18 protein-coding genes are annotated in these 17108 nt (G+C 40.1%); 1 reads left to right on the top strand and 17 read right to left on the bottom strand.

What is annotated here, in order from left to right; all coding sequences use genetic code 11:
• The first annotated feature begins 115 nt into the window (after positions 1 to 115).
• The gene (locus AB1K80_RS13790; RefSeq protein WP_412857274.1) at positions 116 to 988 is read left to right on the top strand and encodes a YitT family protein; all 873 of its coding nucleotides are present in this window, start codon (positions 116 to 118) and stop codon (positions 986 to 988) included.
• A 30-nt stretch (positions 989 to 1018) separates the two neighbouring features.
• Here the strand turns inward: AB1K80_RS13790 and ypjB are convergent, their stop codons facing one another.
• The 17 genes from ypjB to trpE all read right to left on the bottom strand — a co-directional run bounded on the left by ypjB (position 1019) and on the right by trpE (position 16978).
• Entirely contained in the window at positions 1019 to 1822 is an 804-nt protein-coding gene (gene ypjB / locus AB1K80_RS13785) for a sporulation protein YpjB (protein WP_412857273.1), read from the bottom strand.
• Between the two features lie 65 nt (positions 1823 to 1887).
• The gene (locus AB1K80_RS13780) at positions 1888 to 2481 is read right to left on the bottom strand and encodes a DUF1405 domain-containing protein (RefSeq protein WP_412857272.1); all 594 of its coding nucleotides are present in this window, start codon (positions 2479 to 2481) and stop codon (positions 1888 to 1890) included.
• Positions 2482 to 2583: 102 nt separating this feature from the next.
• Positions 2584 to 3351 (bottom strand): c-type cytochrome, encoded by a 768-nt coding sequence (locus tag AB1K80_RS13775; RefSeq protein WP_412857271.1) that lies wholly within the window; start codon positions 3349 to 3351, stop codon positions 2584 to 2586.
• 42 nt (positions 3352 to 3393) lie between these two features.
• Positions 3394 to 4068: a menaquinol-cytochrome c reductase cytochrome b subunit gene (gene qcrB / locus AB1K80_RS13770; protein WP_412857270.1), complete on the bottom strand. Its 675-nt coding sequence runs from the start codon at positions 4066 to 4068 to the stop codon at positions 3394 to 3396.
• A gap of 2 nt (positions 4069 to 4070) precedes the next feature.
• Positions 4071 to 4577 (bottom strand): ubiquinol-cytochrome c reductase iron-sulfur subunit, encoded by a 507-nt coding sequence (locus AB1K80_RS13765; protein WP_191095835.1) that lies wholly within the window; start codon positions 4575 to 4577, stop codon positions 4071 to 4073.
• A gap of 144 nt (positions 4578 to 4721) precedes the next feature.
• Entirely contained in the window at positions 4722 to 5168 is a 447-nt protein-coding gene (locus AB1K80_RS13760; RefSeq protein WP_412857269.1) for a YpiF family protein, read from the bottom strand.
• Between the two features lie 61 nt (positions 5169 to 5229).
• Complete coding sequence (locus tag AB1K80_RS13755; RefSeq protein ID WP_412857267.1) at positions 5230 to 5769, bottom strand: ReoY family proteolytic degradation factor; 540 nt, start codon at positions 5767 to 5769, stop codon at positions 5230 to 5232.
• A 75-nt stretch (positions 5770 to 5844) separates the two neighbouring features.
• Positions 5845 to 7116, bottom strand: a complete 1272-nt coding sequence (locus AB1K80_RS13750; protein ID WP_412857266.1) for a tetratricopeptide repeat protein — start codon at positions 7114 to 7116, stop codon at positions 5845 to 5847.
• A gap of 290 nt (positions 7117 to 7406) precedes the next feature.
• The gene (gene aroA / locus AB1K80_RS13745) at positions 7407 to 8693 is read right to left on the bottom strand and encodes a 3-phosphoshikimate 1-carboxyvinyltransferase (RefSeq protein ID WP_412857264.1); all 1287 of its coding nucleotides are present in this window, start codon (positions 8691 to 8693) and stop codon (positions 7407 to 7409) included.
• A gap of 10 nt (positions 8694 to 8703) precedes the next feature.
• On the bottom strand, positions 8704 to 9819 hold the full coding sequence (locus AB1K80_RS13740; protein WP_412857262.1) for a prephenate dehydrogenase: 1116 nt from the start codon (positions 9817 to 9819) through the stop codon (positions 8704 to 8706).
• Between the two features lie 118 nt (positions 9820 to 9937).
• Complete coding sequence (hisC, locus tag AB1K80_RS13735) at positions 9938 to 11035, bottom strand: histidinol-phosphate transaminase (protein ID WP_412857260.1); 1098 nt, start codon at positions 11033 to 11035, stop codon at positions 9938 to 9940.
• 11 nt (positions 11036 to 11046) lie between these two features.
• Positions 11047 to 11850, bottom strand: coding sequence for a tryptophan synthase subunit alpha (gene trpA / locus AB1K80_RS13730; protein WP_412857259.1), 804 nt, complete (start codon positions 11848 to 11850; stop codon positions 11047 to 11049).
• Positions 11844 to 13046, bottom strand: a complete 1203-nt coding sequence (gene trpB / locus AB1K80_RS13725) for a tryptophan synthase subunit beta (RefSeq protein WP_412857257.1) — start codon at positions 13044 to 13046, stop codon at positions 11844 to 11846. The genes trpA and trpB overlap by 7 nt, the downstream gene beginning before the upstream one ends.
• Positions 13027 to 13689, bottom strand: a complete 663-nt coding sequence (locus AB1K80_RS13720) for a phosphoribosylanthranilate isomerase (RefSeq protein WP_412857256.1) — start codon at positions 13687 to 13689, stop codon at positions 13027 to 13029. The genes trpB and AB1K80_RS13720 overlap by 20 nt, the downstream gene beginning before the upstream one ends.
• Positions 13689 to 14444 carry an indole-3-glycerol phosphate synthase TrpC gene (trpC, locus tag AB1K80_RS13715; protein ID WP_412857255.1) on the bottom strand — a complete coding sequence of 252 codons (756 nt, stop codon included), beginning with the start codon at positions 14442 to 14444 and terminating at the stop codon, positions 13689 to 13691. Before trpC ends, AB1K80_RS13720 begins: the two co-directional genes overlap by 1 nt.
• Positions 14437 to 15459: an anthranilate phosphoribosyltransferase gene (trpD, locus tag AB1K80_RS13710; protein ID WP_412857254.1), complete on the bottom strand. Its 1023-nt coding sequence runs from the start codon at positions 15457 to 15459 to the stop codon at positions 14437 to 14439. The genes trpC and trpD overlap by 8 nt, the downstream gene beginning before the upstream one ends.
• Positions 15431 to 16978, bottom strand: coding sequence for an anthranilate synthase component I (trpE, locus tag AB1K80_RS13705; protein WP_412857252.1), 1548 nt, complete (start codon positions 16976 to 16978; stop codon positions 15431 to 15433). Before trpE ends, trpD begins: the two co-directional genes overlap by 29 nt.
• Positions 16979 to 17108: the final 130 nt, after the last annotated feature.

The raw sequence follows: 17108 nt of genomic DNA, 5'->3' as shown, positions 1-17108 counted from the left end.
TCTTACATGTTAGCGAAATCATAAATATTTGACAAATGTTTATGACTGAATTTGCTTGTTTCTCTCCCATACCATATAATATTATCGCTGTCTAAGCAAAAAAAGGAGTGATCTTTTGCTAAAAGAAATTCGTCTTAAAAATATCATCTTTATTTTGATAGGATCTGCGATTTTTTCATTTGGACTTGTCCATTTCAATATGCAAAACAACTTGGCGGAAGGCGGATTTACAGGAATTACACTACTTTTATATTTTCTATTCCACATTGACCCGTCCATATCCAACATTGTGTTAAACATTCCAATCTTCTTTATCGGTTGGAAAATGCTCGGCAGAACGATGTTTACATATACCATTATCGGAACAGTGAGCCTCTCTGTGTTCCTTGCCATCTTCCAGCGCTTTCAAATACATATGCCTCTCCAGCACGATCTAGCGTTAGCCGCTCTATTTGCAGGTTTATTTATCGGAATAGGCCTCGGAATCATCTTTAAATTTGGCGGTACAACAGGCGGCGTAGATATTATCGCCAGACTGTTGAACAAACACTATCAGATTACGATGGGCAGAACGATGTTCATCTTCGACGCATTCGTCATCACCATCTCACTCACTTATTTAAATTACAAAGAAGCCATGTATACGCTCGTTGCCGTATTTGTTGCGGCTAAAGTCATCGACTTCATGCAAGAAGGCGCCTATGCAGCAAAAGGTGCGATGATTATCTCTGAAAAGGATGACATCATTCAAAAGAAAATCACAGAGGAAATGGAGCGTGGTGTAACGATACTCAAAGGGGTTGGGTCCTATACAAAACAGGAGCGTAATGTGTTATATTGTGTCGTTCCGAAAAATGAACTCGTCCATCTGAAAAGTGTCGTGACATCTGTTGATCCTCATGCCTTTGTTTCAGTTAGTGATGTTCATGATGTACTTGGTGAAGGCTTTACATTAGATGAACATAAAAAGCCACTCAAGCCCCAATAAAAAAAGAAGCCCAATATTGGTGCTTCTTTTTTATGACTTTGGATAATCAGCCTGGCGCTTTTTCTTCTTCTCTTTTTCAGCCCGATACTTTCGAAACCCGACATACGTTAACGTCAATAAAATAATACTTCCTGTCGTAAAGATCACCCATAATAGCGATGGATCTGCTTCATCTTGATCGCTATTGGCAAATACACTTGATAGATCTTCCTCAAGCAGTGTGAGACGTTCAAGCTTTGTCCCACTTGATGCTTTTAAAAATCCGCCTTGTTCAATCACTTCTATATGCTGCTTAATCGTTTGAAGCTTTTCAACTGGTACATCAATGGTTAAACTAGGATAAATCATATCATATAATGAAACGAACTCATTCCACGCTTCATAGAATGTGGTCGATTCTGAATCTTCCACTTCCTTTTTCAAAGTAGGAAAAGACGCCATGATCGGTCTTTCTAACGAACCCCAGAGTGGTTCAGAATCTGATTGAATCGCATCGATGAGCATTCTAAATTGCGAGGCATAACGAAGCTTGTCGCGCGCATTCAAATCTTCTTGCGGGAGCCCTTTAATCATATCTTGATAGCCAAGTATTATTTGGCGCACCTGTGTATTCGTTAACGTTCCTCGCCAATCCTCAGCTTTAAATGTCTTCTCAACATACAATGCCACTTGTAACGCTTCATCGTATTTAGCTTGTCTCGTTAATTGAAAGATTGAGTCTGATAGTTCGGTTAATTCCTGCAACGTAACACCAGCTGTGTCCTCTCCTTTAGCAACAGCTGGATGACAGACGAGAAAAAGTAATAGAATCATCGCGATTGGCTTTCGTTTCATGCAAGTCCCTCCTAGCCCTTCTCCTTACAGCGTATGAAGAAAAGGACAAGGTTAGACCAACATTGTTAAGGGAGTTCGAGTTTGACTGCTTTTTTGGATATAACAAGGTAATAGGCAAAAAGAAGAACAGCCACACTTAACCAAAACGTAGCATAGCCGATTTCATCGGAATAAGCAGAAAGCATCGAGTAACGAGGCATCATACCGAATACATAATCAATCACATCATTATGTAAAATCCAAATGCCTGCTACGACCAAATGACGCATGTGAAAACGATAATACGGCGCAAATAAAACAGCTTGAACCGCCATCGCAAAATGAGAAGCAATTAACATATAACCTTCCCACGGAAATTGATCAGCAGATAGAAGCACAAGGAAATTCATCCCTACCGCCCATAGACCGTATTTGATCAAGGTCACTAGCGCAAGTGCTTCAAAATAAGGAGCGTGACGCTTCATCAGAAACGCAAGTAATACAAACAAAAAGAAAAAGCTAGCCGTTGGGCTGTCTGGAACAAAAGGTAAAAAGCTAGCCGGTGTCTCTATGAGCTGCGGAATATACCAGTAGTAGCCGTACACAGTGCCAAAAAAATTGACAATGAGCACGAGCACAAGCATATAGCGCGTGGCTAAAAGATATTGGATCCATCTCATATTTTTCTTCACTCACGATCTGTTAAAATCAGAAAAAAGCTGACAGCGCCAGCTTTTTTCTATTTTGAGTATATCCTTGTACTTGCATTTAAACAACTGAAATTATTTAGATTTGACCTCAGATAAATATTTAGAAAGCTTTTCAAGTTCTTCATCGCTGCCTTTGAAAATCCCTTTAGGCATGTTTCCTTTTCCTTCTACAGCGATTTTAGCGATTTCCTCTGGTGAAAGCCCATTGTCCACAAGTGACGGTCCAGCTGCACCGCCTTGCATATTTTCACCATGACAGGAAATACACGTCTGCTCCTGATAAATCTTATACTCTTCAGCCGAGGTATCAATTTCCGCTTCTTTCGTAATTTCACCTTGTTTCGCTGCTGCTTCCCAATCATGTGTTGCAACAGACTCCCAAGTTAAGTAGGTAGCTGCGCCAACTGCTAGAAGCATCATGCCGACTGCAATCGGTCTTTTATATGGTCTGCGCTCAGGACCAGAATCAAGAAATGGAGCAAGCAATAAAGCACCAAATGCAATTCCCGGCATAATCATCGCACCAACAACAGTATAACTTCCTGCAGCAAACTCATACTTCAATAACTGGTATAAAAATAAGAAATACCAGTCAGGAAGCGGAATGTAGCCTGTATCTGTTGGATCAGCCATCCGCTCAAGCGGAGGTGCATGAACAACAGTTAGGACCAAAAATCCAATTAAAAAAACGGCACCTACAAGCCATTCCTTTAATAGAAAGTTTGGCCAAAAGGCTTCAGTTTTCCCCGGATATTCGGAATAGTCTTTAGGTATATTAGGTTTTCTTTCTGCCGGAATTCTAGAATCTCCGACAAACTTCATCCCTTTCCCCCTATGCAAAGTCATCCCCTCCTTATTTGAACATTCATCAAACGCGTAATTTTACAGCGGTCCAGAAATTCCTTGCTTACGTATCATAATAAAGTGGGCAGCCATGAGCCCAAATAATGCCGCTGGCAAGAAAAAGACATGGATAGCGAAAAATCTCGTCAGCGTTTGTGCTCCTACGATGTCAGGATGACCAGCTAGTAGCGTTTTAATCTCTGTCCCAATGAAAGGAGTCGCCTCCGCAATTTGAAGACCTACCTTTGTCGCAAAGAGCGCTTTCATATCCCATGGTAAAAGATAACCTGTAAACCCTAGCCCAAGCATCACAAAGAAAATGAGCACACCAACAATCCAGTTTAACTCTCTAGGCTTCTTATACGCCCCTTGGAAAAAGACCCTCAGCGTATGTAAAAACATCATGACAATGACTAGACTCGCGCCCCAATGGTGCATCCCTCTGACAATCTGTCCAAATGCCACTTCATTTTGTAAGTAATACACAGATTCCCATGCGTTCTTAATATCAGGCACGTAATACATGGTTAAAAACATACCCGAAAGGACTTGAATGACAGTGACAAAAAAAGTTAAGCCGCCAAAACAATACACAAATGCAGAAAAATGGTGTGCCGGGTTGACATGCTCTGGCACTTCATGATCCGCAATATCCCGCCATATCGGTGTAATGTCTAGCCGCTCATCTACCCAATCATAAATCTTGTTAAGCATCGTTACCCTTCCCCTTTCGGCACAGCTTTTCCAAGATAGAGGTATCCGTCCTTCACTTGCTGCTTATAATGGTCAAGCGGCGCAAGCGGTGGAGTTCCGGGTACGTTTGTACCATCCTTGTCGTACAGCCCATAATGACATGGGCAGAAAAATTTGTTTGGATTTTTCGGATCACTGTTCCAGTTCACTGTACATCCTAAATGTTTACAGATTGGCGATAAAGCGACAATTTCATCCCCTTCTTTGTACACCCATGCTGACCTAGATTCCTTTGACTCATACCATGCATCTACTTGGTCAATTTTAAAGTCAAAGCGCTTCGGCTCTTTTGTCAGTTCATCAACACTGACAACTTGAACCATATCTTGCTCCTCTGTTCCTTTTAGCACAGGGTCAAGCGCAAAGCGAACCATAGGCATGAGCATTCCAGCGGCCATAAATCCCCCTACGCCGGTCAACGTGTAATTCAAAAATTGACGCCTGGACACTCCATGTCTCTTCTCGCTCATTTTTTTCTCCCCCCCTCAGGTCGTCAGCTACTTTATAACTGAATTAGAAAAAATTTCATAAAACTAGGACACCCTCATAATATATCAATCTATTCACAAGGTCAACAGGCTAAAAAGCTATGTACAATGCAAATGTAAGGGTTTTTATGAAGGGTTCCATTTTTGTAACAAAAAGTTCAAAATTTGTTCAACACTGTCTTGAAGGACTTTTTGCTTCAGCTCGACTTTTAAGTGCTCAAGTGGTACGGGCTTTAAGAGAAAAAGTGATTCATTGATTTCATCATACTGTCGCCAATTGCTGTCAGATGTCACAAAAACCACATTCTGAAAGTGTTGATGCACTGACTTTTTCACTTCAAGAATGTCTGCCTCTTTGACCTCATTTACTTCTAAATATGTATAAGTAGGAAACAGAAACACCCGGCCTTTTAGTTGCCTTTCAAGTTCCTCTGCTACAAGCATTGTAAACTCACCTAAAGAGACGGTTTGTTTGATTTGATTCATATTCATTCCAACTAATGGAATGATAGCGGTATCAATGTAATCTTTAGATTGTAAAAATTGATCCGCATCCTCTGACTTAAACTTCATCCATTTCCCCTCTTTCTGACAGAAAAGCCCTGCCTGTAAAGGGCAAGGCGAATTGTTTAGTTTATGATAATAGACTTAATTCTTTTGCTAACTTGTTAAATGTTTCTTGATCATGCCGATCAAGTGCATCATCGATTTCTTTCATGAGTCGTTCTTTTTGGAAAGTGGCAATGGAGTGTTCAAGTACTTTCTCTGCCAAATCTTTGTCTTTTTCATTTTCATAAAGTTCTTTTGGAATATGCGGGTTTGTTTCAAGGACTGCGGCATATTCAGGTGAACGATATGCAGAGCGAAAATTTAGTTGAATAAACAAATCTTGCTGTTTATTCAGGCGAATATCATGAAATGACTTTTCAGCATCTGTCGTCATGATATTTTCTTTATAAAATCTAAAGGGAACTTCATCCACACAGTGTGTTGACATAATGATTCCCCTTGGACAAAATTCAGCTTGCTCTACAAAATGAACCTTTTCCATCAAAGAGTCGTGACTCATTAAATAATTCAAAATCCAAACGCACTCTCTTCGCTTGAGCTGATAATGGTTTAAAAACCACCGGATAAATTCCTTTTTTTCATTGACAGAAACAGGGGTCTGCATGTTATTCCCTCCTCTATCGTAAATTAACTTGCTATACATGAATTATTCAACAAAACAGCTCTTCATTCCTGCAAACTATAAGGAAATTTCGTCTTCAATTCTCAAGATCATTTCTTCAATTTCTTCATTTGTGCCATCTTTCTGAAGAACTTTACGTAGTAGTGGCAATACTTCTTTTTGTCTGCCTTCTTCTAAAAGGAAAAGAGCATATTCATGTAAAAAGTCTCGCTCCTCTTCAAAATCTGGCAGAGCACGTTTAAAATAATCAGCTGCCTCTTTATATTCCTCACGTCCGACAGATGCAGTTGCAGCATACCAATTCAATTTCGGATCATCTTCCCCAAAATTTCTTACTTCTTGAATCAAGTCCAGTATCTCGTCAAAAAGTTCTTCATTTAAATAGACCGCAAGTAATGTTTGAATTGCTTCAATATATCCAGGGTCAAGAGCAAGTGCTTCTTGCAGGAGTTTTTTCGCATCATCTGCCTGCCCATTTTTTAAACCGATCTTTGCACCGTATAAGTACAACTCTTTATTATACTCATCCATTTTAATACCTTCTTTGACAATGTCTAATGCCTCGAAATATTGACCTTCTTCCTCGTAACATTTTGCTAAAGGCATATAAAGAGATGAATAGGACGGATCAATCTCTTTTAATTCAGAAAGCTGGTGAATCGCTGTCTTTGTTTTGCCAGCTCTCATTGCAGTAAATCCATAGCCAAAGAGGGTATTTGGTTCTGCTTGATCTTGTACTGCTTTTTCGTACCATTCAAGAGCATCTTCAAATTCTCCTGCTGTACTTAACGATTCTGCAAGTCTCTGATATACGTTGATCCCACCAACCTCATTTTGCTGCGTTGCAACATGATAAAAATACTCAGCTGCTTTCTTCGAAAGACCTTGAGAAAAATATAACTCTCCTAATGCAAAATCAATGACGGTTTCTTGCGGAAGTAGTTCTTTCGCTTTCAGCAGTTTTTGTTCACTGACTTCAAATAACCCTTGCATTTGATACAAATCTGCCATTAATAATAGACATTCTGGATAAGCATCATCGTCTTCTGGAATCGATTCTAGTACAGCAATCGCCTTTTCTTCTTCATCTGAGTCAATTAAAAGCTCCGCATAAAAACAAGCTAAACCCGTTTCTTCTGGATATAAATCATGTAGATCACGAATCAATTGTCTCGCTTTATCTATATCTCCCCAGTCATAATATAACTGAGCCGCTTGTGCTTTTTCCTCATCATGTAGATGTTTTTCAGCTTGTGCAAGTATAGTCAGACCTTTTTCAATCTCACCCGCCTCAACTAATTTTATGGCTTCTTTTAATGAACTATTCAAATCAAACCGTTCCTTTCTGTTTCCAAAAACCTAAACTCTTGTTAATTCATATCATAATCTACAGGTACTCATCCAGCAAATATGTTGCTCCTCTAAAATGAACCTATTTTGCTATTTCAACTTGTTTTTTCATTCAAATCCTTCACCAAAATGTCATTTTCCAAACAAGAGGTTACCCAAAAATCATTTTCTCATGCATATAATGTTATTTTTCAAGGTTTCACCTTGAGACAAGCTATGCTATATTATGTTGAAATATGCAGGAGGAAAGAAAAAGCCTGAGGACATCCTCAGACTGTTTTCGTTAAATATTCTATATGGTCGAAGAAATTTGGATAGGATACATGTACTGCTTCAGTATCTTGAATCTCTATTGGCTCTTTCGTTATACAAGCTGCAATTCCTAACATCATACCAATTCGGTGATCACCATAGCTTGACGTCATTGCGCCACCTTTAAGGGTCGTTTTCCCATGAATTTTCATTCCATCTTCAGTCGCTTCAATATCAGCACCAAGTTTTTTCAGTTCTGACACAACAGTATCAATCCGATTTGTTTCTTTTACTTTTAACTCTGCGGCATCTTTAATGACCGTTGTCCCCTCTGCTTGAGTGGCAAGAAGCGCAATGATAGGGATTTCATCGATTAATCTAGAGATGATATCACCAGATATTTCAATGCCTTTTAATGAGGATGTTGAGATGATTAAATCGCCATACGGTTCGCCGCCTTTGGCCTCAACTTCATTTATTTCTAAGTTTGCCCCCATTTGTTGAAGCACATCAATAATGCCGGTTCTTGTATGATTTAACCCAACATTCTTCAATACAATACGGCTATTTGGAACAATAGAACCAGCCACTAAAAAGAATGCAGCAGAAGAAATGTCACCAGGAACAAATATATCTGTCGCTTTTAAAGTTTGTCCACCTTCAAGTGAAACACTATGGGCATCTTCTTGTAACGACACACCAAACATGGAGAGCATTCTTTCCGTATGATCTCTTGATTTATGTGGTTCTCTTAATGTGGTCACCCCTTCTGCTTGAAGGCCAGCTAAGAGAACAGCTGATTTAATTTGTGCACTCGCAACAGGAGAATCATAAGAAATAGCTTTTAAATTACCTCCACGAATCGATAGTGGTGTGTATTCTCCATTCGCCCTGCCATCAATCTTTGCACCAAATTGTTTGAGTGGTTCAGTTACACGTTTCATTGGTCTTTTGGCAATACTTTCGTCACCAACGAGGGTACTGTGGAAATCACAGCCAGCCAAAATCCCCATCATTAATCGAATGGTTGTACCTGAATTACCAACATCAAGAATATCAGTTGGTTCGTTCAGTTTTTTCATTCCTTTTCCATGGATGACAACATCCGTACCCTTTTGCTGAATGTCGACCCCCATTTTTCTAAAACAATCAATTGTGCTTAAACAATCTGCTCCAGGGAGAAAGTTTGATACCACTGTGGTCCCTTCCGCAATTGCACCAAACATGACAGATCTATGTGAAATAGATTTATCACCTGGAATATGAATCTCTCCATTCATTGGAGCATTTTTATGAATTTTCATGTTTGTCACCTCAGTCAGCATAAAATGTATCGTATTTCGCTCGATTTTTGATACAGATTTCTGCCCGCTTGCGGTCATCATCTGTTTGAAAACTAATTCTTAATATCCCGTTAATGTCCTCACGTGTTTCAATAATTCGGATATTCGTAATACTAATTTTTTCACTAGCTAAATATCCTGTAATCTCTGAAATAACACCCGGATGATCGGGGATATCAACATATAGGTCATAAAAAGCAGGGATTGCTCCTTTTTTTCTTAAAGGTAGCCCATCACGATATTCCTTTGCGTCTTGAAAATAAGAGAATAGACCTTCCGCATCTTCATTTTGGACAATTGATTCAATGCGATCAATTTCTTTCTTCCAATCATGAAAACGGTCCAAAATCTTGTTTTTATTGTGCAGTAGAATATCTCGCCACATCGCAGGATTACTTGAAGCAATGCGAGTAATATCACGAAAGCCTCCAGCTGCAAAGCGTTTTACAAGTGGGGATTGCTCTTCAAAGTGATGCGCTTGATGCACAAGACTTGCTGCTACGATATGCGGGAAATGACTAATCACACTTGTCACAGCATCATGTTCTTCTGGCGTCATTTCAATAAAATGTGCATTTGTCCCAATTAATAAGTCCTTCAAACGGTCAACGGCAACTCGTTGTGTGTGTTTTGCAGGCGTTAAAATATAGAAGGCATTTTCAAATAAAAAATCTTTTGCTGCGATTACACCTGATTTATGTGAGCCTGCCATTGGATGTCCACCAATAAATTGGTAATGAGAAGGTAGTGTTTTTTCGGCAAAATCAACAACTTTTTGCTTTGTACTGCCGACATCCGTAATCGTAAGCTCTCTTTCAATACCAGAGTCTGCAATTTCACCTAGCATCTTCACCGTTTGCTGTACAGGCGTCGCTAAAATAATCGTTGCTGATTTTTTTAAAGCTTCCATAAAGGAACCTGCTGCCTCATCAATGATGCCAAGTTTTGTAGCAGCCACCGTCTGCTCCTCTGACACATCGTAGCCTACAATTTTTTTATGAGGGAATTTCTTTTTTATCGACAGTGCAATGGAACCACCTATTAAACCGAGTCCAGCGATTAAAATTGTTTCGTTTGCTTCGTTCATGTTCATCACCTGTTTTTTCACAAAAATTCAACAAGCCCTTTCAAAGCTTATATGTATTGTATGTTGGATTGGTACAATGAAAGCCATATCCAAAAACAGATATGACTTCATTGTGATATTACGCATGAATGCCTTCTAATAAATCAGCAAGTGTCTTTAAGATTTCTTCATTTTGCTCTGCTGTGCCAACAGTAATACGCAAACATGTTGGAAAACCAAGGGCTTTACCAGAACGAACAATATAGCCTTTTTTCAATAATGCATTGAATAATTCATCTGCATCCCTTTTGAAATCAATGAGGACAAAGTTCGTTTGAGACGGATAGATAAATAGTCCAAGCCGATCAGCAAATGTTTGATATTGCAGAAGGCCTGCTTCATTTTTTTGTCTACAAGATTGAATAAAGTCCTGATCTTTAATGGCAGCGCGTGCTGCTGCTTGGGCAATACGACTTGTATTAAACGGCTCTCTAGTTGGTTCGATGGCTGTAATCAGTTCCTCTGATGCGACGCCATAACCTACACGTAGTGCAGCAAGTCCATACGCCTTAGAAAATGTACGAAGGACAATGATATTTCGATACGTGTCTAATAGCGATAGGCTATTTGGAAAGTCTTCCGCTCGAACATATTCAAAATATGCTTCATCTAATACAACAAGTACATGATCTGGTACTTTGTCTAAAAACGCCACAAGCTCTTTTTCTGTCAAATGATTCCCAGTCGGATTATTTGGATTACACACCCATACAACCTTCGTTTTTTCATCGATGGCATCTAACATGCCTTGGAGATCATGGGCACCGCCTTCTAACAGTGATACTTCCCGAATCTCCGCTTGTTCGATCACTGCATTGTGACGATATTGCGGGAAAGATGGAGCTGGGATCACCGTGTTTGTATGTTTATCAAGAAACGCTCGCGCGATGATTTGTACAAGTTCATCAGAGCCATTTCCGAAAATTAATTGTTTTTCACCGACATCAAGGAATTCAGCTAGCTCCGTTCTTAATGTTGCGCTGTATCCATCAGGATAAATCGCTAATTGATCGAGCTCACCTTGTATTGCGTCTTTTGCATGTGCTGAACATCCAAAAGGGTTTTCATTTGAAGCCAGTTTCACAATTTTATCTAATTGATATTCTTTTTTAACCTCTTCTATTGGTTTACCAGGTTGATACGGTTTTAGCTGTTTTAATTGATCCTTGATTTGCAAAATTGTTCACCTCATTTGAATGAATAGAGGGGACTAAATGTTTTTGCATATGCTTCAAATTCTCTTAAGGCGTCTGGACGTGTCTGACTTTCCAGCAATTGCTGTTGAAGTTCTTCTATCTTTTTCACAAGTGCACTGCCTACAACGACACCATCACTCATTTTATTCATTGCCTCTACTTGTTCTCTTGTTGAGATGCCAAAACCGACTGCAACTGGGATTTGACTGAGCTGTTTCACTTGTTGAATAAAATCAGAAATGGATGTATCAAAGGATTGTCTGACACCTGTTACACCAAGAGATGAAACACAATACACAAAACCTTCTGCCTGCCCTATAATTTTTTCTAATCGTGACTTGCTAGTTGGTGCAACGAGCGATATATAAGTGATGCCATGAGTTTGACAACTTTTCTGAAGATCGCTGCTCTCTTCAAACGGCAAGTCGGGCGTTAAGAGTCCCGAAATATGATTTTTGTGCAGTAAAGCGAAAAAGTATTCTGTATCTAATTGTAACACAGGATTATAATACGTAAATAGAATGACGGGAATTTTTAGACCATTTTTTTTCATCTTTCCTGCTAATTCTATTGCTTTTACAATATTCATGCCATGTTGCAGCGCTCTTTTGGAGGCTCTTTGGATGACAGGGCCGTCCGCTAATGGATCGGAATAAGGGACACCTAATTCTATAGCATGTGCACCCGCTGCTTGTAGGGCAAGAGCGATATCAATCGTGATCTCTTCTGTCGGATCTCCTGCCGTAATAAAAGGGATGAATAATTTTTCGTTTTCCTCTAATTGAAATGTCAACATGTTGTTTTACCCTCACTTTCAAATGCGTTCATTAAGGTATGTACATCCTTATCACCTCTACCTGATAGACAGACAAGAACGATCTCTTGTTCATTCATCTTCTGGCTGATCTCGAACGCTTTCGCTAAAGCATGTGCTGATTCAATTGCTGGTAAAATCCCTTCTTTTTCAGTCAGTAGTTTTAATGCATCCAGCGCCTCTTGATCTGTCGCACTGATATATTGCACGCGCCCACTCGCATGTAAGTATGCATGTTCTGGTCCGATGCCTGGGTAATCTAATCCAGCTGAAATGGAATACGGCTCTATGATTTGGCCAAATTCATCTTGAATTAAATACGTTAACGAGCCATGAATCACACCTTTTGTTCCTTTTGTGATGGTTGCTGCATGTAATTGGGTATCGATTCCTTTACCAGCGGCCTCTACCCCAATCAGATCTACATCATCATTTAAAAAAGCACGGTACATGCCAATGGCATTACTTCCTCCTCCTACACAGGCAATTACTTTATGGGGAAGCTGACCTTCTTTTTCAAGTAACTGTGCTCTTGCTTCATCCCCAATCATCCGCTGGAACTCACTAACAATTTGAGGATAGGGGTGAGGTCCCACAACCGATCCAATCATATAAAAATGATCACTACAATTTTGTACCCAATAACGAATGGCTTCATTTGTAGCATCTTTTAATGTGCCATTCCCGCTTGTCACAGGGATAACCTTCGCACCTAGTAGTTTCATTCGGAATACATTCAGTGATTGTCTTTCCACATCTTCTTTTCCCATAAAGACCGTACAAGATAATCCAAACTTTGCAGCGACAGTTGCAGCTGCTACACCGTGCTGACCTGCACCTGTTTCGGCGATGATATGCGATTTCCCCATTTTTTTCGCAAGTAGCGCCTGCCCTAATGCATTGTTGATTTTGTGTGCGCCCGTGTGATTTAAATCTTCTCTTTTCAGATAGATTTTTGCACCGCCAAGGTATGTGGATAATTGATCTGCGTATGTGAGAGCAGTTGGTCGACCTGAATAATTTTGCAAAAGTGCTATATACTCTTTCTGAAAATGAGGGTCTTGTTGTAATTCACGAAATGCTGTTTCAATTTCTTCAAGTGGCTGCATGAGCGTCTCCGGAACAAATTTGCCGCCAAACTCTCCATATCTACCAATCTCATTTGGGTATGTGTACATCATTTAACATCCTTTCTTCTAGCAATTTGATCTTTGCCATGCTTTTCTTTCCGTTTTCTTCTATTCCACTTGAAAGGTCGATCGCTTCTGGTTCAAAGGCAAGTAACTTCTTGATCGTTGCCGGTGTTACTCCTCCTGCAATGGCGCAAGTTCTCTTCAATTGTCTTGCATGCTGGACGTATGTGGGCACTGCCTCCCATGCAAAAGCAGTTCCAGATCCACCTCTTACTCCTTTTACTTTGGCATCGATGAGAAAGCCATCTACCACAGGTGCAAATGCTGTCATATGATCAAGTGTTTCCTGAATATTCGATTCGTGGTGAAACACTTTCCAAATGGTAGCCGCTGTTTGTTCTTTTATTTTTTGGGCTTCTTCAGGTGTTTCATCCCCATGTAGCTGGACAATATCTAACGGAATTTGTCTAGTGATCTCACAGACTTTCTTTACATGTTCATTCACAAACACACCCACGACATCTTGCCAACACGTCGTTTGTTCTAGCCAGTGTTTGACATGAACTGGATTCACTTGTCTTTTACTCGGCGCAAAGATAAATCCAATGGCATCCGCACGAGATGCCGAGATGCATTCAACGTCCTCTTGAGATGTCGCACCGCAATATTTTACATATGGCTTCTTCATTATTTTTCTCCAAACAAGGTTTTAACAGCATGTTCCTGTGACGATTCTCGCATCAACGATTCACCAACAAGAACTGCATTTGCTCCATGTTTTTTCACAAAGGTAAGATCGTCAAATGACTGGATGCCGCTTTCACTGACTAGTAAAACATCTTTAGGAACAAGTGGTGCAATTTCTTCCGTTTGCACGACGGTTGTTGTAAATGTGTTTAAATTCCGGTTATTGATCCCGATAATGTCAGGGGTGAAAATATTCAATATGTTTGACAGAGTATCTGCTGCGTGCACTTCAACAAGCACATCGAGTCCCTTTTCTTTCGCTTCAAGATACAATTCATATAGCTTTTTAGGCTCTAACACTTCTCCTATTAACAAAATCGCATCAGCCCCGATACGCTTCGACTCTTCAATTTGTATCGAATCTATGATGAAATCTTTTCTTAAAATCGGACATGATACGTGCTCTTTTATGAGAGACAAATATTCATTTTTCCCTTGAAAAAAAGGTTCGTCCGTTAAGACGGACAAGCAGTCTGCTTTTGATGATTCGTATGCTTTTGCTGTTTGTAATGGATCAAAGTTTGGCTGAATGATTCCTTTTGATGGAGACGCCTTTTTCACTTCAGCAATGAGACCAATGGACCGTTGCGGATGGGCGAGCGCTTCTTTAAATGACCGCCTTTCAAACTGTCTATCGATGGGCAATTGTAGTGTTTGAATATGTTCCTTTTTTCGTGCAATGATTTCTTTAAGCATAGATTTGTTCCCCTTTCTCATAATGTTTTAGTCGGTCTAATTGTTGTCTGGCTGCACCACTTTTAATGGTCTCAAGAGCTTTTAATGTACCTGCCATTAGACTTTCTGATTTTCCTGCCACATATAAAGCCGCTCCCGCATTCAAAGCGGTAATATGCAGGGGTGCTCCTTCTGTTTGATGATTCAATATATTCTGAATAAGATTCGCACTCTCTTTTGGTGAATGTACTTGAATGTCTGATAAACGCCCTTTTTTTAATCCAAAGTCTTCTGGGTTCAGTGTATATTCTGTCATCACATTTTTTTTAAGTTCAATGACATATGAATTTGCTGTAATGGTTAATTCATCTAATCCATCTTCCCCACAAACAAATAGAACATGTTCAGGTTCTAGAGGGGCAAGGGCTTTGGCCATTATTTTTGCTTTTTCCTTTGAATAAACACCAATCATTTGCTTTTTGGCTTGCAATGGATGGCAAAGTGGTCCTAATAAATTAAAGACCGTGCGAAATCCGAGCTGCTTACGGACCGCTGCTACCTGCTTCATTGATGCATGATAAAGCGGTGCAAATAAGAATCCCATGTTTTTTTGCTGTATGTGTCTTCTTGTTTCTTCTGGTGTAGATTGAATTTGGATACCAAGATGTTCTAACACATCAGCACTCCCGCTCTTGGACGAAACCGACCGATTTCCATGCTTGGCAATTTTAGCTCCGGTAGCAGATGCTACAATCGCCGCAGCTGTCGATATATTAAAAGTCGATAATCCATCTCCGCCGGTACCACACGTATCAACGACGTCAAGAGATCCATCCGCCGGCGTGACATTCTCCCTCATCGCTTTCACAAAGCCTGTCATCTCTTCAGACGTTTCTCCCCTGTGCGCTAGGATAGATAGACTTGCAGCGACTTCCGCATCTGTTAAAGAACCGCTCATCATATCTTGCATGAGCCTGCTAGCTTCACTTTCCGTTAAATAAGCACCGTTAACAAGAGCTGATAGTCGTTGATTCATCTTGCACACGCTCCTTTTCTGTGAAAATATGTTCAGCGAGTTGAATGGCTTTGAGTAGTGCCCCAGCTTTGTTACACGTTTCTTCCCATTCTTTTTCAGGTACAGAATCTGCAACAATACCAGCGCCTGCTTGTATGGAGGCGACCTGATTTTTGACGCTCATCGTCCGAATGGTGATACAGGAATCAATATTGCCATCAAAGCCGATATAGGCGATACAGCCACCATATGTCTCTCTTGGCTCAGGTTCCATTTCATTTAATAATTGCATGGCCCTAATTTTCGGTGCGCCAGTTAATGTACCTGCCGGAAAGGCTGACATTAAGGCATCAACTGGGTGAGTCCCGCGCTTCAGCTTTCCGGTCACAACCGAAATAATGTGCATGACGTGTGAGAAGTTCACGACTTTTGTAAAGGTGGGGACAGATACACTGCCGTATTCTGCGACGCGCCCAACATCATTTCTAGCAAGGTCTACTAACATGTAATGCTCTGCTTTTTCTTTTTTATCTTCTAACAGTTCTCTTGCAAGTGCAGCATCTTCTTCTTTTGTTTTTCCCCGTTTTCTTGTTCCTGCGATTGGGTGAATTTCTAAATGGCCATTTTTCGCATGAATTAATCGTTCTGGTGAGCTCCCTACTAAATCCCGATCTTTTAATCTCATAAAATACATATATGGCGAGGGATTTACGATGCGAAGCACACGATACAATTCAAATGAACTGACGGTCACGGGAATATCAAATCGTTGTGAGAGTACTCCTTGAAAGATGTCCCCTGCTCGGATATACTCCTTTATTTTTTCTACATCATGCAAGAACTGTGTTTTTTCGTACGTTGATGTCACTTGATCAAAAACTGGCGGCTCATTCGTATCATCTAATAGAATGAGTTCTTTCATGTTTATTTGCGTGTGTAACTGTTGAATCATGTGTTCGAGACGCTCTTGATTTTGTGTGTAAGCTTGCTGTTTTTGTTCAACGGTTTCGTTACCTGATAGTTTTGTATATTGAATAAAATGGACTTGATTTGTTACATGGTCAAAAGCGATCATCGTTTGACAGACATATAATGTGCATTGATCTGATGTTGAAGCTTTTGGATGTGGCTGAACAGATGGCTCAATGCTTGGGATGAGATCATAGCTTAAGTAACCGACCGCTCCGCCTGTAAATGGAATATCAACATCTGGTGTCTTAATCTGATACTGTGCTTTCATCCAGTCTAGCAAATCTTTCAGTTCTTGCTTTCGCATTACTTCCTCGCCTGTATCGTCACGTGCAATGTATTGTTGTCTGTCCTCATGTAACGTTAAAAATGGATGGAGTCCAATAAAAGAGTATCTCGACCAGCTTGAAGATTCGTCTTTGCTTTCAAGCAAATACACAATATCTTGTTTCAACTTCTCTACAATTTGAATAGGAGAGAGTGTATCAACGGTAATGGTTTTAACAATTGGAATTGTTTTGTAGGACTCACTGTCCGTTAAAAATTGGGTAAAGTTTGATTGGGAATTCATAGGCACGCTCCTTAATTTGGATTAAGGAGAATGAGGGGTAAATATAGGGGGTTGTGAGTATACGAAATAAGCCTAAAAGAGATGTTCCTCTTTTAGGCAGTATGATTAAATAGAAGTATCGTATCTCTGC

The sequence above is a fragment of the Bacillus sp. 179-C3.3 HS genome (assembly GCF_047229225.1).
Classification (GTDB): domain Bacteria; phylum Bacillota; class Bacilli; order Bacillales; family Bacillaceae; genus Bacillus.
This window is presented reverse-complemented; position numbering and strand designations above follow the sequence as displayed.

Excerpts from the sequence above, each read along its gene's own strand:
- ypjB (WP_412857273.1), bottom strand. The coding sequence starts at position 1,822 with ATGAAACGAAAGCCAATCGCGATGATTCTATTACTTTTTCTCGTCTGT.
- AB1K80_RS13780 (WP_412857272.1), bottom strand. The coding sequence starts at position 2,481 with ATGAGATGGATCCAATATCTTTTAGCCACGCGCTATATGCTTGTGCTC.
- qcrB (WP_412857270.1), bottom strand. The coding sequence starts at position 4,068 with ATGCTTAACAAGATTTATGATTGGGTAGATGAGCGGCTAGACATTACA.
- AB1K80_RS13765 (WP_191095835.1), bottom strand. The coding sequence starts at position 4,577 with ATGAGCGAGAAGAGACATGGAGTGTCCAGGCGTCAATTTTTGAATTAC.
- AB1K80_RS13760 (WP_412857269.1), bottom strand. The coding sequence starts at position 5,168 with ATGAAGTTTAAGTCAGAGGATGCGGATCAATTTTTACAATCTAAAGAT.
- AB1K80_RS13755 (WP_412857267.1), bottom strand. The coding sequence starts at position 5,769 with ATGCAGACCCCTGTTTCTGTCAATGAAAAAAAGGAATTTATCCGGTGG.
- aroA (WP_412857264.1), bottom strand. The coding sequence starts at position 8,693 with ATGAAAATTCATAAAAATGCTCCAATGAATGGAGAGATTCATATTCCA.
- AB1K80_RS13740 (WP_412857262.1), bottom strand. The coding sequence starts at position 9,819 with ATGAACGAAGCAAACGAAACAATTTTAATCGCTGGACTCGGTTTAATA.
- trpA (WP_412857259.1), bottom strand. The coding sequence starts at position 11,850 with ATGTTGACATTTCAATTAGAGGAAAACGAAAAATTATTCATCCCTTTT.
- trpB (WP_412857257.1), bottom strand. The coding sequence starts at position 13,046 with ATGTACACATACCCAAATGAGATTGGTAGATATGGAGAGTTTGGCGGC.
- AB1K80_RS13720 (WP_412857256.1), bottom strand. The coding sequence starts at position 13,689 with ATGAAGAAGCCATATGTAAAATATTGCGGTGCGACATCTCAAGAGGAC.
- trpC (WP_412857255.1), bottom strand. The coding sequence starts at position 14,444 with ATGCTTAAAGAAATCATTGCACGAAAAAAGGAACATATTCAAACACTA.
- trpD (WP_412857254.1), bottom strand. The coding sequence starts at position 15,459 with ATGAATCAACGACTATCAGCTCTTGTTAACGGTGCTTATTTAACGGAA.
- trpE (WP_412857252.1), bottom strand. The coding sequence starts at position 16,978 with ATGAATTCCCAATCAAACTTTACCCAATTTTTAACGGACAGTGAGTCC.